The 25,930-nt window shown below is 61.1% G+C and carries 18 protein-coding genes; 13 read left to right on the forward strand and 5 right to left on the reverse strand.

Going from position 1 to position 25,930, the window contains the following annotated elements:
- The first annotated feature begins 601 nt into the window (after window positions 1–601).
- Window positions 602–862: a hypothetical protein gene (locus ACYQ6J_RS10290; protein ID WP_460184094.1), complete on the forward strand. Its 261-nt coding sequence runs from the start codon at window positions 602–604 to the stop codon at window positions 860–862.
- 236 nt (window positions 863–1,098) lie between these two features.
- Entirely contained in the window at window positions 1,099–4,581 is a 3,483-nt protein-coding gene (locus tag ACYQ6J_RS10295) for a glycosyl hydrolase (protein ID WP_460184095.1), read from the forward strand.
- Window positions 4,582–4,619: 38 nt separating this feature from the next.
- Here the strand turns inward: ACYQ6J_RS10295 and ACYQ6J_RS10300 are convergent, their stop codons facing one another.
- Complete coding sequence (locus ACYQ6J_RS10300; RefSeq protein WP_460184096.1) at window positions 4,620–4,976, reverse strand: cupin domain-containing protein; 357 nt, start codon at window positions 4,974–4,976, stop codon at window positions 4,620–4,622.
- 276 nt (window positions 4,977–5,252) lie between these two features.
- On the opposite strand from ACYQ6J_RS10300, the gene ACYQ6J_RS10305 reads away from it, so the two are divergent.
- The 5 genes from ACYQ6J_RS10305 to ACYQ6J_RS10325 all read left to right on the forward strand — a co-directional run bounded on the left by ACYQ6J_RS10305 (window position 5,253) and on the right by ACYQ6J_RS10325 (window position 10,320).
- On the forward strand, window positions 5,253–5,567 hold the full coding sequence (locus ACYQ6J_RS10305) for an anti-sigma factor family protein (RefSeq protein ID WP_460184097.1): 315 nt from the start codon (window positions 5,253–5,255) through the stop codon (window positions 5,565–5,567).
- 57 nt (window positions 5,568–5,624) lie between these two features.
- Entirely contained in the window at window positions 5,625–5,888 is a 264-nt protein-coding gene (locus ACYQ6J_RS10310) for a hypothetical protein (RefSeq protein ID WP_460184098.1), read from the forward strand.
- A gap of 83 nt (window positions 5,889–5,971) precedes the next feature.
- On the forward strand, window positions 5,972–6,178 hold the full coding sequence (locus ACYQ6J_RS10315) for a YgaP family membrane protein (protein ID WP_460184099.1): 207 nt from the start codon (window positions 5,972–5,974) through the stop codon (window positions 6,176–6,178).
- A 384-nt stretch (window positions 6,179–6,562) separates the two neighbouring features.
- Window positions 6,563–8,164, forward strand: coding sequence for an amidophosphoribosyltransferase (locus tag ACYQ6J_RS10320; protein WP_460184100.1), 1,602 nt, complete (start codon window positions 6,563–6,565; stop codon window positions 8,162–8,164).
- Window positions 8,165–8,376: 212 nt separating this feature from the next.
- Window positions 8,377–10,320 carry a YgiQ family radical SAM protein gene (locus ACYQ6J_RS10325; protein WP_460184101.1) on the forward strand — a complete coding sequence of 648 codons (1,944 nt, stop codon included), beginning with the start codon at window positions 8,377–8,379 and terminating at the stop codon, window positions 10,318–10,320.
- Between the two features lie 120 nt (window positions 10,321–10,440).
- Here the strand turns inward: ACYQ6J_RS10325 and ACYQ6J_RS10330 are convergent, their stop codons facing one another.
- On the reverse strand, window positions 10,441–11,850 hold the full coding sequence (locus ACYQ6J_RS10330; protein WP_460184102.1) for a hypothetical protein: 1,410 nt from the start codon (window positions 11,848–11,850) through the stop codon (window positions 10,441–10,443).
- 545 nt (window positions 11,851–12,395) lie between these two features.
- Here ACYQ6J_RS10330 and ACYQ6J_RS10335 point away from each other — a divergent pair.
- Window positions 12,396–13,862, forward strand: a complete 1,467-nt coding sequence (locus ACYQ6J_RS10335) for a Mur ligase family protein (protein WP_460184103.1) — start codon at window positions 12,396–12,398, stop codon at window positions 13,860–13,862.
- Between the two features lie 357 nt (window positions 13,863–14,219).
- Here ACYQ6J_RS10335 and rimO read toward each other — a convergent pair whose 3' ends face one another.
- Window positions 14,220–15,659, reverse strand: a complete 1,440-nt coding sequence (gene rimO, locus ACYQ6J_RS10340) for a 30S ribosomal protein S12 methylthiotransferase RimO (protein WP_460184104.1) — start codon at window positions 15,657–15,659, stop codon at window positions 14,220–14,222.
- 264 nt (window positions 15,660–15,923) lie between these two features.
- Window positions 15,924–17,054: a GNAT family N-acetyltransferase gene (locus ACYQ6J_RS10345; protein WP_460184105.1), complete on the reverse strand. Its 1,131-nt coding sequence runs from the start codon at window positions 17,052–17,054 to the stop codon at window positions 15,924–15,926.
- Between the two features lie 531 nt (window positions 17,055–17,585).
- Between ACYQ6J_RS10345 and ACYQ6J_RS10350 the strand changes: the two genes are divergently transcribed.
- The 4 genes from ACYQ6J_RS10350 to ACYQ6J_RS10365 all read left to right on the forward strand — a co-directional run bounded on the left by ACYQ6J_RS10350 (window position 17,586) and on the right by ACYQ6J_RS10365 (window position 22,815).
- Window positions 17,586–18,794, forward strand: coding sequence for a cobalamin-independent methionine synthase II family protein (locus tag ACYQ6J_RS10350; RefSeq protein WP_460184106.1), 1,209 nt, complete (start codon window positions 17,586–17,588; stop codon window positions 18,792–18,794).
- A 285-nt stretch (window positions 18,795–19,079) separates the two neighbouring features.
- The gene (locus ACYQ6J_RS10355; RefSeq protein ID WP_460184107.1) at window positions 19,080–19,679 is read left to right on the forward strand and encodes a flavodoxin family protein; all 600 of its coding nucleotides are present in this window, start codon (window positions 19,080–19,082) and stop codon (window positions 19,677–19,679) included.
- A gap of 70 nt (window positions 19,680–19,749) precedes the next feature.
- A complete protein-coding gene (locus ACYQ6J_RS10360; RefSeq protein WP_460184108.1) occupies window positions 19,750–20,931 on the forward strand; it encodes an FG-GAP repeat domain-containing protein in 1,182 nt (393 codons plus the stop codon).
- A 153-nt stretch (window positions 20,932–21,084) separates the two neighbouring features.
- A complete protein-coding gene (locus ACYQ6J_RS10365; protein WP_460184109.1) occupies window positions 21,085–22,815 on the forward strand; it encodes a hypothetical protein in 1,731 nt (576 codons plus the stop codon).
- A gap of 176 nt (window positions 22,816–22,991) precedes the next feature.
- On the opposite strand, the gene ACYQ6J_RS10370 is transcribed toward ACYQ6J_RS10365, so the two are convergent.
- The gene (locus tag ACYQ6J_RS10370) at window positions 22,992–23,783 is read right to left on the reverse strand and encodes a ThuA domain-containing protein (RefSeq protein ID WP_460184110.1); all 792 of its coding nucleotides are present in this window, start codon (window positions 23,781–23,783) and stop codon (window positions 22,992–22,994) included.
- 547 nt (window positions 23,784–24,330) lie between these two features.
- On the opposite strand from ACYQ6J_RS10370, the gene purH reads away from it, so the two are divergent.
- The gene (gene purH / locus ACYQ6J_RS10375; RefSeq protein WP_460184111.1) at window positions 24,331–25,905 is read left to right on the forward strand and encodes a bifunctional phosphoribosylaminoimidazolecarboxamide formyltransferase/IMP cyclohydrolase; all 1,575 of its coding nucleotides are present in this window, start codon (window positions 24,331–24,333) and stop codon (window positions 25,903–25,905) included.
- Window positions 25,906–25,930: the final 25 nt, after the last annotated feature.

Genomic DNA, 25,930 nt, shown 5'->3' on the forward strand with positions numbered 1-25,930 from the left:
CACCCCCGCTACCGCTCCCCCGGCGAGTACCGCTTTCAGCCCCAATCGATCACCGGAACAGGCGCCAAGCTTGGTCGCCTCGCTTCAGACACCAACTTCGCCGCCCCACCAATCCGTCGAGCCGCGCGACGCCGGCAATGCTACTACGGAGAAGGATGCACTACCTGCAAATCAAGAGCTTTCTGGAGAGCTAAGGAGATATCCCAGCCCGCCGCCGGCATCCCTCCAGGCCGGTTCCCCACAACTCGACATCGCGAGGGAAATCCTCTCCCCTCGACGGCAAGGTCGTCGCGACGAATCTACGACCTCTGCCAAATCGCAAGGGCGTGAATCCCGGAATACGACGACGGAAATTGCCCGAATCCCATCCGAAACCGTCCAGCAGCGATGGGGACAGCACAACGACATCGAGGGCCGCCACAGACTCGAGGGTGAGACGGAGGAGGCGATCTCCACTCCCGCCTTCTCCGCAACTAGGCGAGAAACCGCTAAACAATCTCCGGGCGACGACGGCTGCGAATTCGGGACGGCCGAATTGGAAGGAGCCGGGTTTGAAAATGGCCATGCCCGAGCAGGTCCAAAGAACGACGAGGCTCCTCCGTTGGAACCGATCGTCTGGCCGAAACGGGAGGGCGACGAGTTGCGGGTCGCGTCGCCCGTTGCGTCGGAACCGCCCGGTCCACCGCCGCTGCGCCCCCACAATCCTCACGGCGAATCGGTCCCCGACTCGCGGCGCGTGCGGCGTCTGCCCCCGCCGGAGCCTTCCGCCGCCGGATTGCAAGAGAGGCTCAGGGCTGCCGCGGAGGCCGTCGAGCCGATTCCCGACTACCCGGACACAGGCTACCCGGCCATCCTTCCGTAGCAGGCTCGGGACGCGATCGCGAATTCCGCAGTGCACGGCAGCAAAACCGGGCGTTGCGACAGTAATCGCTCGCCCTCCGGAATATCGACTCGCTTTCTTGTGATGCGTGCCCCTTCCGCGTTACACTGGCGACACCGTGTCGGGCGAATCCAGGTGTGAGCCGAATCAAGTGCGTTCGTTCGCCCGACCGCGTCGCAAGAAACACCCTCTCAGCACTCTCTACCCGAGGTAACGTCATGGCCGCGCTAGGTCAAAAGCGTTCTTGTCTAGGCGTCGTCGTCGCCATTGCCGCTACGCTAACTTGCGGTACCGGTTCCGAAGGAGCGGTGGGCAGTCCGCCTGAATTGCGTCAAGGTTTCGTCAGCCCGCCGGACATCGCTCGTCCCGCCGTCTATTGGTGTTGGCTCAACGGCCACGTAGACCATCGGCAGATGACTCAGGAATTGGAAGAATTCCAGCGCAACGGCATCCGCGGCGTGTATATCTTCGATATTGGAGCCCGTGATCCCGACAACCGAATCCCAGCCGGTCCCGCTTTCATGGGTCCGGAATCGGTGAAATCGATCGCCCATGCCGTGCGGGAGGCTCGGCGTCTGGGATTGGAGGTCGGCTTGATCACCTCCAGTAGTTGGAACGCGGGAGGCCCCTGGGTTACGCCCGAGTACGCCGCCATGGGCCTATTCTCCTCGGAGACCGTCTGCGAAGGGCCTGGGACCTTCGACGCCGAATTGGCTTTTCCGGAATTGCCCGCAAGCGCCCCGCGCGACTCCCAGGGCCGCCCGCTCTTCGCCCGGGAAGTCGCGGTCCTGGCCATCCCTATCGAACGACGGCGACCCGCTCACGAGTTCATTTTCGAGGTCTGTTTCCCGGGCCGATACATCGTCGATCACGCCATCCTGTGCAATACCGCGAGCACGGACCCCGAAGCGACCGGCCCGCTGCATCGTTTCGCACGCGACTTCGAGATTTTGATTTCCGATTTCTCCGACGAACCGGAGAGCTTCGAATCGGTGGTCCGCGGACGACTCGAGGCAAACACCGAACCGCAACGCTTTGATTTCCCGGCCCGGCCCGCCCGATTCGTCAAGTTGCGAATCCTGGACGGGCACAATCCGGCCCAGGAACGTATCGAATTGGGAGAGTTCGAGTTGTACTCGACCGACGGGCGCAACGTCATTACCTCCTTGCACGAAGACGGCAGCCGAACCGGGGGAAAGCTGCTCGATTACACGTCTCAACTCAAGCTGGACGGCCCCTGGTCGGCCTCGGCGATTCATGACGGCACTCGCAGCGGTCCCCGGGGCGCTTGGTCTTCGGCAGGCTTGCCCCCGCCCGTCGTAGAGGATGTTGCACAGATACTCGATTGGAGCGACCGCTTGGATGCCGGCGGTAGGTTGCGGGTGGAGATCCCGCCCGGGCGTTATCTCGTCCGGCGGTATGTCTGTGCGAACACGGGCCAAAAGCTGGTGCTCCCCAGTCCCAATTCGGCCGGCCTGGCGATCGATCATTTCAACCCCGCCGCCACGGAATGGCATTTTCGGCACATTCTGGAGCCTCTGAAAGCGGAGTTGGGACCGCTCGGCGAAACCGCCCTGAAGCAAATGTACGTTTGCAGTTACGAACTTCGCGGGGCGACGTGGACGCCCGGTTTCCTCGAGGAATTCCGGCGACGGCGGGGTTACGACATGAAACGGCTGCTGCCCGTGCTGGACGGTTGCCTCGTCGGCGATGAGTATCGAAACCGCCGCTTTCTGCACGATTTCCGCAAGACTTTGGGCGAGCTTTTGGTGGATGCCTTTTACCGCCGGGCAAGCGAATTGTCGCGAGCCGAGGGACTGCTGCTCTGCGCCGAGGCAGGCGGGCCGGGACTGCCCCTCCACCAAGTGCCGGTGGACGCCCTGCAAGCTCAAGGGGCCGTCGATATTCCGCGGGGGGAGTTCTGGAAGGAGCACAACATTTGGGTGGTCAAAGAGACTGCCGCCGCTGCGCACATTTACGGGAAACCGCTCGTGGACATGGAGGCGTTTACCAGTTGGCGTCACTGGCAAGACGGGCCCGCGGAATTGAAGCCCCTCGCCGATCGCGCCTTCTGCGAGGGCACTAATCATTTCACGTTTCATACGGCGGCACATCGACCGCCTGAGGTCGGCCTGCCAGGATGGGTCTACACGGCGGGCACCCACTTCTCGCCCCACATCGCGTGGTGGCCCATGGCCGGGAGCTTCGTGGAATATTTGGCCCGATCCGGGTTTCTGCTCCAGCAAGGCCGCTTCGTCGCGGACGTCTGCTATTACTACGGCGATCAGGGATTCAATACCGTGCCGCAGAAGCACATCGACCCTTCGCTGGGCTTCGGGTTCGATTACGACGTCGTCAATGCCGAGGTCTTGCTATCCCGTGCTCGCGTGGAGGGCGGTCGACTGACTTTCGGCAACGGGACGTCCTATGCCGTCTTGGTGCTCCCCGCCAAGCGGGAAATCCAACCGGAGGTACTCGCCAAGCTGGCGGAGTTGGTCGAACAGGGCTTGACGGTCGTCGGCCCGCGACCGCTCCGCGGCAATTCCCTGAGCAACTACCCCCAATGCGACGATCGAGTCCGGAGCTTGGCGGACAAACTTTGGGGCGAGGACAACGGCAACGGTACGGCGGAGCATCGCTACGGTGCCGGTCGCACCGTCCACGGAAAGCCGCTACGCGACATCCTGGCCGAACAAGGCGTCTCGCCGGATGTCGCGCCGGTTGATGGCGACGAAGCCGACATCGATTTCATTCATCGCAGCTTGCCGGACGCGGAAGTGTATTTCGTTTGGAACCGATTGCCGCATCGTCGTCAGCTTGTGCTGACTTTTCGTGATTCTCCCGGTCCGCCCGAAATGTGGGACCCCTACCAGGCATCGATTGTGCCCTGTCTCGCCTATCGGAAATCGCAGCGCGGCACGACCGTCCCGCTGAGTCTGCCTCCGCACGGATCGATCTTCGTGGTGTTTTCCGCCAATGCATCCCGCGCGAGCGAGGACCCGATCGTATCGGTCTTTCGCGACGGCAAGGAAGTGCTTTTCCGCCAGGCGACGGACCGAGACGCCTCGAGGATTGCGATTCAACCCGGCCCCGACGGCACGCCGCAACTGGAGAGCGATCAACCGGGAGAATACCTCGTCCGATTCGCGGGCGGGCGTGAGATCGCCGTGCGCGTGGAGCCTGGTTCCGAGACTGCGCTGAGCGCTCCGTGGACCGTCCGATTTCCCTCCGATTGGGGCGCGCCCGAAGAAATCGTACTCGACGACCTGATTTCGTGGACTGAGCACCCCGACCCCGGCGTGCGTTATTTCTCGGGCATGGCCGTCTACCAGACGGAGTTTTCCCTGCCGGAAGGCGATTGGCACAATCGCTCGCTCGTCTTGAGCTTGGGCGACGTGCGATCCATCGGGGAAGTTTGGCTTAACGAGAAGCCTTTGGCGACGCTGTGGACGCCGCCCTTCGAAGTGGATCTGTCGTCTGCGGCACGACCGGGAAAGAATCGGCTCACGATCCGCGTGGCGAACACTTGGTCGAATCGCTTGGTCGGCGACGCCCTTGGAGTCGGCGACCGCAAGTTCACCGAAACGAACATGCCCTATTCGATCTCGTGGCGAGTGGCCTGGAAGGATACACCGCTGATTCCCTCCGGCGTCATCGGCCCGGCCTTGCTGCAAGTGCGTCATCGAACGCCGATACGCTAGGAACTGCAAGCCGCGGCGAGCTTCGCCCGGCACGACGCTCACGCTTTTCGCAGCATCGTCAACAGCATCTTGAAGGCCTGCTTGGCCCGAACGGCGTGAGGAACGCCGGCAGGCAGCAGGATCGCTTGTCCCTCGCCGACGGTATGCCATGTTCCCGCCACGGAGACCTCGGCCGAGCCCTCCAGGACTTGGATCATCGCCTCGAAGGGCGCCGTGTGTTCCGATACCTCTTGGCCCGCGTCGAAGCCGAACAGAGTAATCGAACCGGACGCATTCTTCAGAAGGATGCGACTGACGATCGCCTGAGACGGAATGTCAATCATCGCACGCGGAACAATGGTTTGGACTTCAGGTTGGCTTCCCGGGTCACCATTGGAGGCCGGTTGAGCATTCATGGCAGACACCCTGTCAATTGGGACGGCATCGAAGCGAAGCGACACCGCGTCGTGCGATGTCACACTATGACTATTGTAGCGGACACGGCGCTCCGGGCGTCACGAATCGCCTCAACCTCGCCTTCGGCGGGAGTTCGCCGCGGGTTAACGACGGCCGCTCCAACACCCTGCGGGAACACATGATCTCCCAGGGGTGACTCTTTATGCAGCGTCGCCATCGTACCATCAAGTGACGACTGCGGTTTGTAACCCATCGACTGCGTCGGGCGTCCATCCATGATGACGCTCACGATGGGCGACGTCGCGTCGATCGGTCCCGTTGATTGGGAAAACGCCATGAAATGCCGAGACTTGCTGCTGGCGCTCAATGACTACTTGGACGGCGAGGTCGATCCCGCCTTGTGCGAGGAGTTCTCTAAGCATTTGGAGGGGTGTAATCCCTGCCAAATCGTGGTGGACAACATCCGCAAGACGGTCACGCTGTACAAATCCGGACAGCCCTACGAACTGCCTGCGGAATTCCATCAAAAGCTTTGCGGCATCCTGCGGGAAAAGTGGCAGCAGAAGTTCGCCGGCGACCGGCAAGCCTAGAATCTGCGCACGAATCACGGATCGACAAACTCTCGAAAGGTACAAAGGTACTGGACCATGAATGGGAAGGAAATACTGCTGTTCTTCGTGATCTTTGCATCCTGGTTCGCGCTCAATCGTTGGGTGTTGCCCTGGCTGGGCATCCCAACCTGTATGAGCGGCAGTTGCTCGACGGGGTGCTCTCTGCCCCCAAACTACCTGAGTACCGAACCGCCGGAAACCGCCGACGATGAACTGAAAAGCGAGGAGGAAGCAACGTCCACGAATCGGGCGGCGAAAACGGTGCCGGCAGGCGCTCAATCCGGATTGCCTTATCGTTGACGGCAAAACGTGAAACGATCCAATTTCGCGATGCTCTCTTAGGTGTCCGAACGAGTCAAGTGAACATGAGGAGGAAATAGCCCATGACGGTAGAACGTGGCTTGCGCTTAATGGCGGGCGTGGTTGTGACCGCAAGTGTCGTGTTGGCGATGGTGCACAGCCCAAACTGGCTCTTCCTGACACTCTTCGCGGGACTGAATCTGCTTCAGTCGGCCTTCACGAATTGGTGCCCCGCCGTTTGGTTGCTCCAAAAACTCGGCCTAAAGCCCTGTAACGCACCTGCGGCTTGATAAGGCGATCGAAGTTCGTGCGGGGGGGCGGCAGTCTCCCATTCAATTCAACCACCGCCGGGTCGCGCGCGTGCGAGTCCCTCGCGGTCCATCGGTGTGCTGAACCGTCTCCCCCGCAACTCGCTGCCAATCCTCCTCCGTCTCGCGCCGAACCTAACCGCTCAGGAGGCTGTCCCGTCACCACCCAACCGCCGGGAATCCGTTGAGACGCCGTGGTTCCGGGTCTAGAATGAGTAAAAGGCTCGGCGGGAGGAAGGTACCGAAAATTGGTCGGCGGGTTGCACCGATCTTGCGGTTCACCGTGAGAGGTTTTTTGTTGAACGCCGCGATCCCTCCCGGTCCACTTAAAAACGGTTCCGGAACCGAATCGGGAATCAAACACCCATGGGTGAGTTGCGCGAAGAGTGCGGCGTAGCGGCGGTTTACCATCTGCCGGGCCGGGAAAACAGTCCCCTTTGTCCGGAAGGCCCGGAACAGGCGACCCGCCTCCTTCCCAAGATGCTGCTGGACATCCAGAATCGGGGACAACTGGCTGCCGGTGTCACCCGCTACCGTTCCGACAATCCCCAACTGCTTTTGACCCACAAGGAGATCGGGTCGGTTACCGAAGTCTTCTCGCTGGGACACCGCGAGCGATTCGACCGGTTGATGTCGAGTTTGGCGGGACCGGCGGGCATTGGTCACGTCCGGTACGCCACTTGCGGACGCGACGACGTCGGCTACGCGCAACCCTTCGAACGCCACCACATCAAGAAGCACAAGTGGTTCAGCTTCGCCTTCAACGGCCAATTGGCCAACTACAAGGAATTGCGAGACCGTTTGCTGGAGGACGAGGACCACCATTTGATTCGCGAGACGGACACGGAAGTCATTATGCACGTCCTGTGCCGGGAACTAATGCCCAACCCCGCTCCGGACCTTTTGGACGTCTGCCGTGTTCTGCCCGATGAATTCGACGGCGCCTACAGCTTGGTGTTCTTGAACGCCTTGGGCGAAATGATGGTGGTGCGAGACCCTTGCGGCATCAAGCCTTTGAGTTGGGCGTTCGACGGGCGACTTTTCGCCGCGGCCAGCGAAAGTGTAGCCCTGCTGAACCTGGGATTCTCTCCGGAGGAGATCAAGCCGGTCGAACCCGGGCGGGCGATCATCGTTTCGCCGCGCGGCCTCCGCGAGGAAACCTTCCGCGAGTCGAAGCGGCGCGCCCATTGCTTTTTCGAATGGGTCTACTTTTCCAACGTGGCCAGCACGCTCGACCGCCGCAGCGTTTACCTGGCCCGAAAGGCCCTGGGCGAAGAGTTGGCCCGCTTGGAGACCTTGGACGTGCACGACGGGCGTAGCATCGTGGTGCCGGTTCCGGATACCAGCAAGGCCGCTGCGGACGCCCTAGCCTACGCCTTGGGCATCCCCTGCTTGGAAGGCCTGATCCGCAACCGCTACGCCGGTCGTACGTTCATCGAAGGCGTCGAGAACCGCGAACGGAAGGCCAGGGCCAAGTACACGCCGCTCCGCGAGGTGCTGGAGGGCAAGCGCGTGCTGCTGGTCGAGGATTCCATCGTCCGATCCACGACGATGCGCGTCTTGTTGCAGCGGATGCGGCAGTTGGGTCGGCCCGCCGAAATCCACGTCCGCGTGGCCTGCCCGCCCATCATCTCTCCGTGCTTCTACGGCATCGACATGTCGTCGGTGAAGGAGCTGTTCGCCCCGCCCTTCGTGACGGACGGTGAACTGACGGAAGAGGCCCAAGCCAAAATGGCCGAGCAGTTGGGGGCCGATTCCTTGCGCTATCTTCCCGTGGACGCCGTCGCCCGGGCCATCGGCTTGCCCGCCGAAAGCCTCTGCCAAGCCTGCATCACCGCGCGGTATCCCACGCCCTGGGGACAAATCTTGGCGGCCGAATCGCTGGAGCGTTCGCGTCGCGGCATCTCGGGGCGGGCCTTCGAGGTCGGTACGCCCGAGGCCGTTTCTAGCGCCAAATGTGGCTCCTAGAGCCGCTCCCGGGCCTTTCCGTCCTTGTTTTCTCGGCGTTCAGGCTTGACGGCCTTGCCGCGCACCGGGTGCAAAGCGATTCGCGGTAGCCTGCCGCGAGATTCACCGTAGAATGACAAAGCCGATCGCATGCCCTGATGCCGACAAGCGACCTTACCGCCGAACCGCCGTCTTGATCGCCGCTCGAATGCGCGACGCCGCGGAGAAACGAAATGAAGCCGAACCATCACTTTTTCCTACCGACCACCCGAGAAGACGTGATTGCGCGCGGCTGGGACTACGTGGACGTGGTGTTCGTCAGCGGCGACGCCTACGTCGACCATCCGAGTTTTGCCGTCGGTCTGCTTACCCGCCTGCTGGAGGCGGAGGGGTATCGGGTAGCCGTGCTGAGCCAACCGGACTGGCGGTCATGCGATCCGTGGCGAATGTTCGGTCGTCCCCGGATTTGCTTTGCGATCAGCGCGGGCAACATGGATTCCATGGTCAATCGTTACACGGCCAATCGCAAAGTCCGCAACGATGACGCCTACAGCCCGGGCGGTCGCATCGGCTTGCGCCCGGACCGTGCCACCGCCGTCTATTGCCAACGGGCCAGGGAGGCATTTCACGGCGTTCCCATCATCGCCGGAGGTGTGGAAGCGGGACTCCGCCGCATCGCCCACTACGACTATTGGAGCGACAAGGTCCGCCGCTCGATCCTGCTCGATTCCAAGGCCGACTTGCTGGTGTACGGGATGGGAGAGCGACCGCTCTTGGAAGTCTTGCGTCGTTTGGGTGCGGGAGAGAACATCCGCGCCCTGCGGGACGTGCGCGGCACCGCCTATCGACTTGGGGCCGCGGAATCGCCGCCGGAAGACGGCCTTCTGTTGCCCAGCTACGAAGAGGTGGCCGCGGACAAACAGGCGTTCGCCCGCATGACGCGAATCGCCCATCTGGAAACAAATCCCTACAACGCCCGGCGATTGGTTCAGTTCCACGGCAGAGAAGCAGTCGTGGTGAATCCCCCGGCCTATCCCCTCTCGGAAGCCGAAATGGATCGGGTTTACGGCCTGCCGTACCAACGCCGTCCCCATCCGTGCTACGGCGACGAAATCATCCCAGCGTTCGAGGTGGTCAAACACTCCGTGCAAATTATGCGCGGTTGTTTCGGCGGTTGCACGTTTTGCTCCATTACGGCCCACGAGGGGCGGATCATCCAAAGTCGCAGCGTCGCTTCGGTGCTGAACGAGGTGCGAACCATGGCGGCGGCCCCTGATTTCAAGGGCGTCATCAGCGACATCGGCGGTCCCACCGCGAACATGTACCGCATGAATTGCAGTCGTCCGGAGGTGAGGGAAAAGTGCCGCCGCTTGAGTTGCATTCACCCCACGATCTGCAAGTTGCTGAACGTCGATCACGCACCGCTGATCCAACTCTATTGCGAAGTTCGGCAAGAAAAGGGCGTGAAGAAGGCCTTCGTGGCATCCGGAATCCGCATGGATTTGGCTCAGCAAAGCCCCGAATACATCGACGAACTGGTTCGCCACCACGTCGGAGGACACCTCAAGGTGGCCCCCGAGCACTGCGATGCCGACGTCCTTCGGCTGATGAAAAAGCCCTCGGTGGAGGATTTCGAGCGATTCGCGGCCAAGTTTCGCGAAAGTTCGCACGCGGCGGGCAAAGAGCAATACCTGGTGCCGTACTTCATCGCGGGCCACCCAGGGTGCGATTTAGCGGCCATGATTCGACTGGCACAGTTCCTCAAACGCACCGGTTATCGACCTCGGCAAGTCCAAGACTTCATGCCGACGCCCTTCGACATCGCCACCTGCATGTATCACACGGGCATCGACCCAATCACGGGCGAGACGGTTTACGTCGCCAAAGGGGAGAAGCAGCGGCGTCTACAGCGTGCATTGCTGCAATACTGGAAGCCGGAAAACTACTTCGCCGTGCGGGAGGCCTTGCTGAGCGAAGGTCGCGAGGATTTGATCGGGGACGGACCGGATTGTTTGATACCGGCAAAAGCCCCCAAAGAAGCGTTGGCGGTTCGGGCGAAATCGCCCACCCGATCGCGAGACCGTCGCGGAGTCAGGCCGTCGCGTCCCGGTTATCGCCCCCATCGCGCCACCGCCGTAAGACGCGAAAAGAGCACGCGGAACCCGCCCGAAGGCTAAAAGCTTTCTCGGGAAGCAAGATGCTTATTCGCTCGGCAAGCCGGTTGCGCCGAAGCAGTTCACTGAATGGCGCAATCGTCGCGGGCAGTCGGCACCGTTTTAGCTCCGTTCCGCCGCATCTCAGCGGTTGCCGCCTCGCGGCGGTTGACGCTTCTGGAAGATTTCGCTCACGGTACCGGGCGATTCTCGAACCACGCCCTCAGCGGGTTTCGCGCGAAAATCATCCGGATTAGCGGCGGATCCGTATCGCACCACCTGCGACTCTCGCTTGTACCCGATGCGACGAAGCAGGTCCTTGAGAGATATCGACACCACGGCCAACTCGCCGGCCCGTTTTAAGAAGTCGGATCGGGCCTGGATCACGGCGACATCGGTCCCCTCGGGCGGTTCCGAGCCGAGTACCACATAGTCGGTCTCCGGCGTGATGCTGCCGTTCATGTTGCCTTGATCGTCCAGCCAGGCATCCACCAAACCGCCGCTATTGCGAATGACCGAGATCAGCAACTCTTGATCGCTCTTACCGTCGCCGTCGATATCCACGAAATTCGTGAGCGCGAATCGCCGTCGGTCGCCGGGCGACCAGATGGGCGTGTGAATGACGTCACCGGGTGCCACGGGGTCGGAGATGACGTCGTCCACGATACGAGCCTCGGCCAGATGCGGTCCCCGGATGGCGGTAACCTCGATCGCTCCTTTTCGCTGGGCGTCGGCGACGTTCAGGGCGTCCGCGGGGAACACGGCAAACGTAGCGCCTACCGTCAAACCGTCCGCCTCACCCAAGTTGATCCAGACCGTTCCCAATTCCTGGTTGACCCACTGAACCTTGCCGTCCGGGGAGTCCAGTCGGGGGTTCTTCAGTTGCTCGATCTCCTGAGTCCGAGTATTCAACAAATTGGATACCGTGCGAAGCCGCGTCTCGGCCTGCTGCTTGTAAGATGCCAATTGAGCTTGGGCCTCTTGAGCCTGTTGCTGGAGGTTATCCACTCGGCCCTGCAAATCGTTTCGCGCCTGCACGGAAGCCTGCAAATCCTGCATGAATTTTTGCCGCTCCTGCGCCAGCGTTTGCTCCGCCGCGTCCGCCCGATTCTGCTGTTGAGCGATCAGCGGGGCCTTGCTTTGTTCGAGTTGCGCGATCTTGGTTTCGGCGTCGCGAAGTTTCTGTTCCGTCGCGACCAGCGTGGCACTCTTCGCCTGAAGCGTGTCGAACAAATGTTTGACCACCGCCCGATAATTCTTCTGCGACTCGTCCAGATCGGCGGCGTAGGTGTCCATCTCGGTCTTCACATCCTGGGTAATCTTGTCCATCGCTTCCGTGGTGCTGAACCCCAAGATGGTCTTAAGCGTGTTCAGGTCGGTTTGCGCCGAACGGGCGGCGTTGTTGGCATTGGCCGCCTCTTCCGCAGCGGTCTGAGCCTTCCGGTACTGCTCGTCGTATTGCCGGAAAAAGAGATAGGTCGTCACTCCCAGCAAAAGCGTAAGAATGACAAAGATGATCAAGGCGATTTGAAGCCCTTGGTTTTCTCTCGCCATGACGAATCCGCTCCTGAGAAATCACTCGGTGCTGGGAGAAAGGTCTGGGAACGACCGGCTTAGGGCCGACTCAGCGTCGCAAATAGTCCGTCCGGGTCCTGCGGTCCAGGCAAATTGGATAAGCAGCGAGACCTAAGTCGATTCTAAATACGCCGGATGGCAGTGTCAACGTAAAGCCCGGCGGTTCTTGCGTCTGCTTTGAGGCTTGGCGGCCTCGTCGGTTCGCGATCGCCGCAGGACCCGAATAATCCGTGCCACCGATCCGAGTTGACGTCGCCGTGCCCTTGGGGTGCGCATGCGGAAAGCGCGGCCTTGCCGTCGGCGATTTCCCGACTTGACACAACCGGCGGAATCCGGAAAATCCGCCGGACATGCACAAGGAAGTGCGCGGCCGAGAGGGACGGGATTCGCGAAACCGGCGGCACGCGGCCAAACGGCCTCGTCGCGGCGAGGACACCCTTCGCCCAATGCTGCTCGTTACCACGTTCGATACCGGCCGGAGGCGTTTTTAGAGGATCACCGCGGAGGTATGGAGGCCTCTAGCGATGGGTGTTTGCCCTGATGCGGCAACGACGATTCGGTTGAACCGGCTCTTGCCCGATCTCCGTCTGGTCGGCGCAACGGACGTGAAAATCACCGGGTGCCGGCGTCATGCTCGGCGGATTGGGCCGGGCGACCTCTACGTGGTTACCCTGGGACCCGGTCCGAAACGCGACGCGGCGGTCCGCGAGGCGGTGAAACGCGGTTGCGCCGCCGTTTTGGCCGATTCGCCCTTGGGAGATTTGCCCGTCCCCGTTTGCTACGTCCAAGACGCCAAGGCGGCCTTCGGGGAAGTCGCCCAGGCGATACGTGGCTATCCCGCCCGCAAGCTTCATCTGGTAGGCGTTGCGGGATCATTCGGCAAGACGACCACGGCCTGTCTCATCGCCAGGATCTTGGGCGAGGCCGGGCACGGCGTCGGGATGTTGGGCACCTTGGGATACTTCGACGGCGAGAATTCTTCCACAGCAACGCAATCCACACCCGACCCCGACGAATTGGCCGATCGCCTGGCCCGCATGGTCGCAAGCGGTTGCACCCATGCCGTGTTGGAACTCTCTGCGACCGGACTGGCGGACAAACGTCCCGCCGGCCTCTCATTTCAAGCCGTGGCGGTTACGAATCAGTGGGCAGGCCCCGGTCGCGCGGATGCGGTACCGATCGACGCCTTGCAGTACATGGCTCCGGACGGTTGCGCCGTGTTGAACGTGGATGACGCGGCATGTCGCGCGGCCGTAACCCGTATCGCCAAGCCTGCGCTCACCGTGGGACTCAACGATTCGGCCGACATCCAGGGACGGGAGATTTCGCGCGAACTGGGCGAAGAGACTTTCTTTTTGACGGCGGGGAGCGAAACCTTTCCCGTTCAAACCAAATTGTTCGGCCGGCACCACATACGGAACTGTTTGGTCGCGGCGGGTGTTGGCCTGGCGACCGGAGTGCCCATCGAGGCCGTCGTCAAAGGCCTGGAGGCCGTGACGCCGCTGCCCGGCCGAATGCAACCGGTGATTTGCGGCCAACCGTTCTCCGTATTCGTGGACGCTGCGGCCGACTCGCATACTCTGGACGCCGTTCTATCCACCCTCCGACCGCTGGTTACCGGTCGCCTGATCTGCGTCAGTCGGCCGCCGATCCGACGCGCCGATGATGCGGCTTGGATGCGGGTACTGGAGGAACGCGTGGACATGGCCGTACTGACGACGGGAGACCCTGCCCACGAGGATTTTTCGGCCTTGATCGATCGCGTGGAAAAACATATTTATACGCCCGCTCGTTATCAACGCATCGCCAATCGCACGGAAGCGATTGCGTGGACGTTGCATCAGGCACAGCAAAACGACTGCGTTCTGATAGCAGGCAACGGGCACAGGCTGTGGCAACCGCGTCTCCACGATCCTTTGCGAGTGGACGACTATCAGCTTGCCAGGCAGTGGCTTTACCAAGAGTTCGAACACGCCTTTCCATCGCCTTGATCAAGGGATACCCTCGGCCCAAAGCCGGAATTGATCGGAGCGATGGAACAATCAAGCGAACAAGAAAGGAGCCAGCGGGAAGCCCCATCGATTGCGTTTAGGTTTGCGGGAGCCTAACGCAGCCCTCCCTCCTGGGGTCGAAGCACGAAGCTTGTCGGAAATTGCGGTTTCTGGGTCGGCCGCTCCGGCGAGCGCTTCTCGATGGGGCTTTGATTTGCCTGAGGGCGGGAGCGACGTTTTTCGCGTCGCTCCTCGCCGCTCAGGGGACGGGAATTCGACGCGGTTGGTCTGTTCGGCGGACACCGCTTTCCGAGGTTCCGCTACCGCCGGTTTCCCCTCACCACTGCCGGTTACCGGTTACTTGTCGGAGATGACAGGCTCCTCGATCGGCGCGGCAGCCAAATCGTAGCCCTCCGCCGCAACAATCTCGCACTCCACGAATTGTCCGGCACGCAGCCCTTCGCCCGTGACGTACACCGCGCCGTCGATCTCGGGCGCGTCGGCGTACGAACGCCCCAGCCAAACGTTTTCCTGCTCCGGCACCGGTTGATCCAACAATACGGCAAGCCGTCTTCCCACCTGATTCCGAGACCACTGGTAGGTGATCTTCTGCTGGATGGCCATCAGGCGGTCGCGCCGCTCCTGAATGACGCGACGGGGGAGATGCTCCTTCATGCGATCGGCGGGCGTGCCCGGTTCGCGTGAGAACTCGAAAACCCCCAATCGTTCGAAACGTTGTTCGCGGACGAACTCAACAAGTTCCTCGAACTCCCGTTCCGTTTCGCCGGGAAAGCCGACGATCATGGTCGTTCGCATTACCAAGTTCTTGATCACCGAACGCAAGCGGTCCAGCAGGACCTCGGTTTCCGCCCGACCGACGCGGCGCTTCATCCGCCGAAGAATGCGGTCGTTGATATGCTGCAAGGGCATGTCCAAATACGGAAGAATCTTTCCTCCCTCCGCCAAGACGTCAATCAGCTCATCGGTGAAGTACATGGGATACAGGTACATCAAACGAATCCAGCGGAGGTCCTCGATCTCCCGCAGTTGTCGCAGCAATTCCGCCAACATCGGCCGACCGTACAAATCCAGCCCGTAATACGTCGTATCTTGGGCGACGACGATCAGTTCACGGACGCCGTCCGCCGCCAACGACCGGGCCTCCTCCACCACGTCCTCCATCGGCTTGGTGACGTGCTTGCCGCGGATGTGAGGGATCGTGCAAAACGTGCACAGTCGATCGCAACCCTCCGATATCTTCAAATACGCGAGGTGGCTCGGAGTCACGCGAAAACGCCGAGCGTCGTTCATCGGCACCACGGACGCGGGATGAAAAAGGGTCCGCTGCTCCCTGATGCCGCCCACAATGCGGTCCACGGCACGGACGATTTCCTCCCGGGCGAAGAGGCCGACTACCTGATCGACCTCGGGATAACGTTTGAGAAGGGCCTCGCGATCGCGCTCCGCCAGACAACCCGCCACGACGACGCCGGATATCCGCCCTCGCCGCTTCAGCTTGAGCATGTCCTCGATGACCGAGAACGACTCTCGCCGTGCGGCCTGCAAGAACCCGCAGGTATTGACGATCACGACGTCGGCCCGATCAGGCTGGGTGACAAGGCGGTATCCGTCGGACTCAAGCAAACCCAGCATGTGCTCGCCGTCCACGAGGTTCTTGGGGCACCCGAGGGCGATCAGACTGCACGTCCCTTTGATTGGGCCGTTAACGGACGCCTTTTCGGATTCCGAACGCGGAGGATGTTGAAGGATCGGCAGAGAGTCCGGCGACTCAGACATCGAGAGGTCTCGCATACACGCAGCTAAGTGACCCATTCACACGCGAAAGAGGAAGGAAGAGGAAACCGACGGCGGAACGCCGATTTCCGAAACCGGTTTTCAGGAAGACCGGGAACGATTCATCCTATACTCGAGACCCTGATCGGGTAAGGGGCGACCGGTCGCATTCCAGGGCGGGTACGCTCTGCCGGCGGACCTTGCCGGGAGAAGGCATGGGGCAAAGCATCCCCAAGGCGGTGAGATGTCGCCGGCCTGAAGGCGGCGTCACGCGGAGCGGCGGGCCAGGATATCCTCCCGCGAATAGAGTCGATCATTCCACCAACGTCGCAAGCGGAGCAATCTGCCTCGGAGGGATTCCGCGTAGTACGTGTACCGATAACTGACGGCGACTTGGGTCGCCCAGTAATCCTTGAACCGAGTCCGCCCCGGTCCGAGATCGATTTCCGCGTCGCCGCGCCGACAGCTATCTTCGACCATCAACCGCATCAGGGCGGTTCCCGGACCGTCGGACCGCCGATCGGGATCATAACCCATCCGCAGACCGATGACGCGACCCTCGTGAACATAGTTGTACGCGTACGCGACGGGCTGATCGTCGAAGAACAGGACGTTGACGTCCAGGCAACCTAGTTGGGCGGCGGAGACGTGCAGGTCGCGGAGGAATTCGCGGGTCGGCTTATGTGCCAAAGTCGTGCCGGCGTCTTGCGTGCCCTGCCAACTCTTCTCGGCGACAGCGACGCAAGCGTGGAACAAGTCCCAACGCGGATCGGCGTCCCGGCACCCGCGACCGCCCGGACGGTGACGCACGTACCGCACGTCGTGCCGCTCTCTCAGTCGTCGCAATTGCCGCTCGATTTCCCGGCGGCGCTCGGCGGGGCGCCCTCGTAGCCATGCGTCCCAACCCCCGGCAGTCTCGATGAGAGGATACTCCATCCACGGTTGAGAGATGGGGTGCATGCCGACCTGACGCATCGCCGCCGGAGTGCGCAGACCGTCCGTCCTGCGACCGTCTATCCACCGCAAATCGAGGATATCCCAATCCCTGGGAGAATCCACAACGTGGCGGAGTGCCGACATCAACGCGGCGGCGCGATGCCCTCCCACCGGTCCGTAGAATCCGCCCCAGTCGTCCAGGGGGTAGGTAAGGGTGCGTATCGTTCCCAAAGAAGTGCGGCGCTCAATTCGCGCCAGCGGTACGATGCCAACGGTTTCGCCCTCGGACTCGACCAGCAGGACGCGCATCTGCTTGTCGTGCCCGAAATGCCGCCAGTAGGCGGCAAACCACTCGTAGGTCAGAAAGAAGTCGGCGCGGCGGGTCTCCTGCCAAAGGCGATGCCAGACGAAGCGGAACGCTTCGAGGGCCTCAAGGGAACGCAGTTCGATGACTCGAGACATGCGCGGCGCCGTTTTTTTTTGACTGGAGCCGAGACTCGGAAAATCCGGACGGAGCGGCAGTGACTGCTGCCCATCGACGGAAACTGTAACTCTCAAACTCATTATCGAGCAAACCGTGTTCCGGAAATTTGGTCAATTGCGCAATCCGGGCAATCTTTGTGCATGGTCTTTTCGGAGCCGTCGAACTCAACCGCATAACTTGCCATCCTCCATCACTGATCCCAGTCCTGCGAGTGTCGTCTTTTCGACTACATTATGGAGTAGTGCAGGGTCCGGACTCGTCGTGACCCGCTTCCTTTGGGGGTACAGGTAAATCGGCCCGCCCCATCAACTGCGGCAACATTCCGTTCCGACGTGTCGCCGACTTGTTGCTCCGCGGCGACACCCCCCATAAAATGTCACCTGTTGCTGTCGTAAATGTGTGTAGCTTCCCTGCCGCGTGAAACGTTTTTCGACAATTCCCACGACTTTTGTCAGCGGACTTGCGTGGGGACGTGACACACGGCGCCGGTCCTCTGGGAGATGTGAAAGATGTTCACCGCAACGAAAGACCTGATGCTGCCCTGCACCACCACCGGATCGTTCCCGCGGCCTCGCTGGTTCGACATGAGCATGTGGGGTCGTCCTTTGGACACTTGCATGATGGACGTGCGGTTTCGTGAGAAGTTTCAAGACGCCTTGGCCGTGGTCATCAGCGATCAGGAGCGCGCGGGTTTGGACCTGGTCACCCCGGGTGATTTCCATTGCGACGAAGACTTCGCGGGACGCTCTTGGCATCACTACCCGCTCCAACGCTGGAAGGGACTCGAAGGCGACTTACTGCAATCCGAAGAGACGCGCTCGCCGTGGCTAAGGTATCCGCCCGGAACTTTGCTGCACGAGATTTACACCGGGTGGCGCTGGCCGATCGTCACTGACAAGGTGGAGCATCGCCCCCTGGATTACCCTAAGATTTGGCGGATGACCCAGGCCAAGACTCAGAAGCCCGTGCGATTCGGCACATGTTGCTCCCAGGTGATGAGCCTGTTTTTGGACATCCATACCGACAAGTACAAGGACAAGCGCGAATTGATTTGGGACATGGCCGTGGCCATGAACAAGGAGTTGCTCGCCCTTCGCGACGCCGGTTGCAAATGCATTCAGGTCGAAGAACCCTGCTTGCACTTCATGGCCAACAGTCAAGGGAAGGATCATCCCGACGTTCGATTCATGCTGGAGGCCTACAATCGCGAGGTCGAAGGCTTGGACGACGTGGAAATCTGGATCCACACGTGCTGGGGCAATCCCAATATGCAGCGGGTGATGGAGGATACCAGTTACGCCGCCTCGCTGGAAATGTACCTCTACGAGTGCAAGGGCGACGTCTGGACGCTGGAGATGAAGGATCGCAATTTCAAGGACATCGAGCTATTCGGGTCGCTGTCGCGCGGGTTGGAGAAGAAGATCGCCGTGGGCGTGGTCAGCCACCGCACGCTCCAAGCGGATCGTCCCGAAGACGTGGCCTCGGAGGTCCGCCGCGCGCTGAAGTACATTCCGCCCGAGAAACTTGTCATTTCGAGCGATTGCGGCTTTGGTCGCCAGGGATGCAACCGCGAAATCGCTTTCTACAAGTCAGCGGCGATTGCCCAGGGCGTCAACATCGTGCGACAAGAGTTGGGGTTGCCCACAACGTATGTGCCCGCTGCGGACCCGGCCCTGCAAATCGACATCGTGCCCAAGACCAGCGACCGCGCGAACTGAGCGATCCAATCCCGCGGTTGGAGAAGACTCCCCACGTCCTCGCCCCGCGCCGTGCCGACCTTCTCGGTCGGCACGGTAAACCGGCGGGAGGAACGAGTTGTACTGCCACACACTCTTGACGGCGGGCTGACCAAGCGTCTCCGAAGGCAATACACTGCCGTATGAGCGCAGCACGATCGATTAGATACGGTGCGGCGACCACGCCGTTTCCGGTCGATTCGATCCGGGGAGGTCGTTCACTGTGTTTGCCAAAGGTGGGATTTTTAAGGAATTGGAGACACCGACATGACTCGCGTGGTGGTCGTATATCACAGCGGTTTCGGGCACACCAAGCGGCAAGCCGAGGCCGTTCAACGGGGCGCGGCAAGCGTGCCCGGAACCCATGCCGAATTGTGGACCGTGCAGCAGGCCATCGACGATTTGGATGGATTGGACTCCGCCGATGCGATTGTGTTCGGGTGTCCCACCTACATGGGGAACATGTCGGCTGAGATGAAACGGTTCTGGGAGGCCGCGGTCGGAAAATGGTTCAGCCAATCTTGGCGCAATAAGATCGCCGGAGCTTTTACCAACTCCAGTTCCTTTTCGGGCGACAAGCTGAACACGCTGGTCGGCTTGATGATATCGGCGCTACAGCATGGTATGATCTATGTCGGCTTGGCCATGTTGCCTTCCGCGAACCGCCCCGACGGCATGAACACCCTCCAGGGGCCGGGACCCGACGCGCATAACCGGGTTGGATCCTTCGTCGGGCCCATGGCCGCGAGCTTTCAGGTATCTCCGGAAGAGGCGCCGTCGTCCGGCGATCTGGAAACGGCTGAAGCCTACGGTCGGCGCATAGCCGAAGTGGCACGTCAAATGAAGTTGGGTCGCGAAGCCCTGTGAATGAACGCGTGGTGATAAGAGCGTTACCACAAGGTCGGCGATCATTGCCCTAACGATGGGAGAAAGCACCATGTTGAGAGCGATTGGGATTGCTGTACTCGTCGCGGTCGCGGCGGCGTCGTGGACGTCTGCCGGCGAAGTCGTATTCGAAGGACATCGCATCGGTAACTTTCGCAGCGAAGCCTGCGGCGTGGCCGACTTCAACAACGACGGCAAACTCGACGTCGTAGCCGGGCCCTTCGTCTATTTGGCCCCCGATTGGAGGGCGTTCAAGTTTCGCGAACTCAAAGGCGAAGTGGACGAGCAAGGCAAGGGGTACATGTGGAACTTCGCCGATTTGCCTCTTGACGTCGACGGAGATGGCAAGACGGACGTCGTTTCCTGCGATTGGTTCGAGAAATGCCTCGATTGGCACCGCAACATGGGTTTGCAAGGACCGATGTGGCCGCGAACCGTCATCGACGTTAGCGAGAACCACGAAACGGCGGACATCGCCGACTTGGACGGCGACGGCGTCGTGGACGAGATCATCCCCAACATTGGAACCTCGGTATGGTGGGAGGCCGTGAAGGAAAACGGCACCGTGCAATGGAAACGCTACGTCATTAGCGAAAAGCGGATGAACTTCGGCGCCGGCGTGGGCGACCTCAACGGCGACGGACGTCCTGATTTTCTCCGACCGGATGCCTGGTTCGAAGCGCCCGCCGACCCGCGAAACGGCACCTGGATCGAACACCCCTGGAAACTGGGCGGCGCCGGGGAGGGCACCTCCGATCACACGCCGCAAATCTTGGTGATCGACGTCAACGGCGACGGGCTGAATGACGTCTTGACCAGTTCGGCCCACAAGTACGGCATCTTCTGGTACGAACAACAGCGCCAAGGCGACGAGATTTCCTGGAAACGGCACGTCATCGACAAATCCTGGACGCAAGCCCACTCCCTTACGTTGGGCGACATCAACGGCGACGGCACGCCGGACCTGGTCACCGGCAAGCGTTTCATGGCTCACAACGGCGGCGATCCTGGCGAGTTCGAACCGCTGGGCGTGTATTGGTATGAACTGCGGAGGACTCCTGAAGTCCAATGGATCAAGCACGTGATCGTGTATAACCAAGGCATCGGGTCGGGGCTGAACGTGCCCGTCGTGGACCTGGACGGCGACGGAGACCTCGACATCGTCGTCACCGGAAAATGGGGCGGTCCGATGTGGTTCGAAAACAAGGGAGCGGCCCCCGCCGCGGAAAAATAGTCTCGGCAACCAAGGCATCCGTAGCCCCCGCGTTTCCGAATCACTCGGGAGGCGGGGGCGTTTCTCGGTCCGTCGTGAACCGCCGCGCGCCGGTTTCGCCGACGCGCCTGAGTGGAAATCGGCTGCATCCATTGACGGTGTCGGAGGTGCAACATGGGTCGGTCTCGCTTGCACGCGTTTGCAGGTCCGTTTTCATTGGGGCTTGGCTTTTCCTTGGCGAGATGGGGCGCCTTGCTATTTGCCTGTCTTTTAGTAGTTTCCGGTCTCGCCGCCGCGAACGAGACGGAGTACCAGGACCAATTCGTCTGGGTCTTTGGCTGGGGGTTGGGCCGCGACAGCGACGTGGACGAGGTGAATCGCGTCTTGCAATCCGCCGCAGAGAGCGGGTGCAACGGGGCGGTGGTTTCCTTCGGTCTGGACAGCCTGTGCAAGCGACCGCCCGAGTATTTCCGCCGCTTGAAGGCGGTTCAAGAGACCTGCCGCCGGTTGAACCTGGAGTTGATCCCTTCCGTCTTTTCGGTCGGTTACGGCGGCGGCGTGCTCGGCCACAATCGCTATCTGGCCGAAGGATTGCCCGTCAAAGATGCCCTTTTCACGGTGCAAGGCGATCGCGCCGTACTGGAGCCGGATCCCGCCGTGGCGATAGTGAACGGCGGATTCGAGGATTTTTCGGGCAACCGCTTGCGCGGCTACAATTTCCACGATCAACCGGGCGAGGTGAGCTTTGCCGATACCCAAGTCTTTCACCAGGGCAAGGCTTCCTTGCGGATGGAGAATTTTACGTCCAATCCGCATGGACACGGTCGCGTCATGCAGGAGGTCGCCGTCCATCCGTACCGTTGTTATCGCGTCACCTGTTGGGTGAAGACCGAGCGGTTGACGCCCCGCGGCGCGTTCCGAATTCAAGTCTTGGCGGGCAACCGGACGCTCGCGCCCCTGGAATTCGGCATCCCCGAGACCGCCGACTGGACGAAATGCACCTTCGTCTTCAACAGCCTGCAATTCGATCGCGTGCGGTTGTATGCCGGCGTTTGGGGCGGTCGCGGCGGACGTTTCTGGCTCGACGATTGGTCCATCGAAGAGATCGGCCCGCTCAACGTGCTGCGACGCCCGGGAACTCCGGTCACCGTCCACGCCGAAGACGGCACCGCATATCAGGAAGGCAGGGATTATTTGCCGCTCGAAGATTCCGCCTACAGTCCGTACCGCGTGGATCGCGAGGCCCCCGCTCTTCGACTTACCGAGAATAGCCGTATCCGTACCGGGCAGCGATTGCGCGTGGGTTGGTATCACTCGCAAAAGATCCACGATTCCCAAATCACGGTTTGCATGGGCGAACCGGAACTGTACGAGATTTTCGACCACGAAGCGGCGTTACTGGCCCAACACCTTCAGCCCAAGAAGGTCTTGTTGAACATGGATGAAATCCGCATGGGCGGGACCTGCGAGGCCTGCCGCGGTCGAGATATGGCGGAGCTATTGGGCGAGTGCGTGCGGCGGCAAGTGGAATCCTTGCGGCGATACAACCCCGGTGTCGAAGTCTATATCTGGTCCGATATGTTCGACCCCAATCACAACGCCCACGGCGACTACTATCTAGTGGAAGGGGACTTCACGGGGTCGTGGAAGTACGTTCCCAAAGACGTCATCATGGCGGTGTGGGGTGGGACGCCGCGCCCCGAAAGCCTCAAGTTCTTCGCCGAGCAGGGCTTTCGCATGCTCATCGCCTGCTACTACGACGCGAATGATCTGGAGGACGTCAAGGGCTGGATGCAAGACGCCCGCGACCTGCCCGGCATTCGCGGTTTCATGTACACCCCTTGGACCAAGCGATACGACCTTTTGCCTGAGTTTGGGCGTCTGATCGGCGGTCGTTCGAACTGAAAAGCTGCCGACGAAGCCGGGTCGATTGGTCGGACGCATTCCGCCGCGCGGTCGGCGCTCCTCGGCACGGGCCGGCTTGGGAAAGCGAGGGACGACCTCTGCCTAGCCCAAACCATCGGGCGATGGGACTCGCCGGGGATTCCCAAAGCACGGAGTGACTCGTATCGTTGCCGCCTCTAGTCGGGAATATCCTGCTTGCAGACCCAGTAGATCGCGTTGGTCAGCATGCGGACGAAGGAGCGGCGACGGAAGTCGTCCGGGTGTCCCAGGGATGTGTAAAATACGCGACCGCCGTTGTGAATCCGCGTCCACGCCACCGGTTCCGTATGGCCCGGGATCGTGCCCGTCAGTAAGACCGTCACGTCTTTCGCTACGTTCTGATTGCGATAGAGACTCCCCTGCGATACGTACGGTTCGAACCCGCGCGTGATGGGGTGATCCTTCCCCGCGGACGTAAGCTCGATTCGAGGCAGGAGGTCCTTCCCGTAGTGATTGCCGTAGTCTCCTCCGAATACTTCTTTATCGAGCGCCAACCAATTTTGAAAGGCATGACTCGCCGTGCGAATACCGACGGCAGGTCGCCCCTCGGCAAAGTATCGTTTGATCCGCTCCAGCGGTTCACCGTCAATCTCGAGTCGCCGCGTGTAAAGCACCATGCAATCGCAGCGATCCAGGGCCTCCAATCCCGGGAGGTCCGTCAAGCTCCGTGCGAAGGCCTTGTCCGAGACGATGCCGAAGTTCTCCTGCAGGTAGTCGGCCAACCACGTCAGCGATTCATCCGAGCGGTATTCCTCCGAACCTGAAACTAGGCACAAGCGCAGCGTCTTAGGGGGCGGTTTGGGGGCGTCTTCCACCTCCAGGAACTCCGCCACGACTTCCGAATGCGGCAACGCCGCCAACGTGGCGGTCAGGCCGACCGTCTGGTGTGCGGAATGAAAGATGAAACGTCGGCGGTTCAGGCGAGACATGGCTCCGCTCTCAACGGGGAGTGACAGGTTGCATCGCGAATAGGCGGGAAGCCGATCCCCTGCCGTCTTCGCGGCAGGGCCTTTCCTCAATTATTCACGGTCAACGGTGGCGCGTCCAATCTTTCCGCTGGTCGAAGTCCCGGTTTTCGACGGAGTGCATTCCGCGAGAATCGCCCGGGCAAGGTTAGCCGAACCGGCAAAACGTGCGCTCACGGCAAGCTATTCCTTGGAGCACGATCAACCGGTGGTACCAACAGCCTTTTCCCGCCCCTTTCGCGTATCCTTGACCGCCGGAACGCCTTGCGCTACACTCCGGTTTTGCCGGGCGCATGCCGGCGGAATCCGATCATGCCACACCATGGCGGCGGGTACCGGCCTTTTCGCCGAATAGGCAAGGGCATGATCGCTTGGCAACAACGTGTCCGCCGCCCGATCCATTCGGATGGATACCCGTCAACTGGCTACCGCGTGTATCCTCACGGATACTACCGGCACCTTTCGTTAGCTTGATCGCCCCCGGAACCCCTGTCAGGGAGAACCGTACGCAATGCCCAATCCTAAGATTCGTCGAGCTTTGGTCAGTGTGAGCAACAAGTTGGGGCTGGCTCCGTTCGCGCGAGGCCTGGCGGATGCCGGCGTGGAAATCTTTTCCACCGGCGGAACGAGGGCCTTCTTGGAACAAGAGGGGATTCCGGTTCGCGATGTGGCCGGTTACACGGGTTTTCCCGAGATGATGGATGGGCGAATCAAGACGCTTCATCCCAAGGTTTTCGGCGGGATTCTGTGTCGGCACGACCATGCCGAGGACATGCAGGCGATCGAGACGCACGGCATTATGACCTTTGAACTGGTCGTGGTAAACCTTTACCCGTTCCAGGCCACGGTCGCGCGACCCGACTGCACCGAGAGCGAAGCCATCGAGAAGATCGACATCGGCGGCCCATCCTTGGTGCGGGCGGCGGCCAAGAACCACGCCTTCGTCACTATTGCGACGGATCCCGGTCAATATGCCGAAATTCTGGCCCAAGTGCAGGACCAAGGTTCCACCACGCTGGAATTCCGGCGACGACTTGCCGCGGCGGCCTTCGCCCATACCGCGGAGTACGACCGGGCGATTGCGGCTTGGTTCGCGCAAAAGACGCGAGAGGCGGATGAGGAACTGCCGGCGCGAATCGATTTGACGGCGGAGCGTCTTGCGGCGTTGCGTTACGGCGAGAACCCGCACCAAAAGGCCGGCGTTTACGTCTTTCCGGGTTACTCCGGTCCCAGCGTCGTCACCGCCCATCAACTCCACGGCAAGGAGTTGTCGTACAACAACCTCTTGGACCTCGACAGCGCGCTCGAAATCGCTCGCTTCTTTGCATCGCCCGCCGCGGTCGTCATCAAACATAACAATCCCTGCGGCGCGGCGGCGGCCGGGACCTTGGCGGAGGCCGCGAAAAAAGCCCTCGCCGGAGATCCCGTCAGCGCGTACGGGTCGATTTTGGGCTTCAACCGGCCCGTTGACGTCGATACGGCCGAGGTGCTCTGCGGGGAGGGGCTTTTCATCGAAGCCGTCGTGGCGCCCGCCTACGATGCCGCCGCGATTGCAATTCTCACCGAGCGGCCCAAATGGCGCAAGAACGTTCGATTGCTCGAAGTCGGCAATATCGAAGGCCGTCATGAAGAGTGGACGTACCGCGTTCTTACCGGCGGACTACTGCTTCAGCAAGCCGACACCCGACCGGACGACGAGGGCGAGTGGCGGGTGGTCACTCAGTCCGCTCCTACCAACGATCTCATGGACGATTTGCGATTCGCTTGGTCGATGGTGCGATTCGTCAAATCCAATGCCATCGTCCTGGCAAAGAACGGGATGCTGGTCGGCGTGGGTGCCGGCCAAATGAGTCGGGTCGATTCCACGGAGATCGCCATTCAAAAGGCTGCCGATCGCGCCGAAGGCTCCGTCTTGGCGTCCGATGCCTTCTTCCCGTTTCCCGATTCGGTCGAAAGGGCGGCGGACGCGGGAATTCGGGCGATCATTCAGCCGGGCGGTTCCATTCGCGATCAAGACGTCATCGACGCTTGCAATCGCCGAGGCGTGCCGATGATCTTCACCGGACGGCGTCACTTCAAACATTAAGCCGGTCGCCAAGACTAGCCGCGTT

It is taken from the genome of Thermopirellula anaerolimosa, from assembly GCF_054657335.1.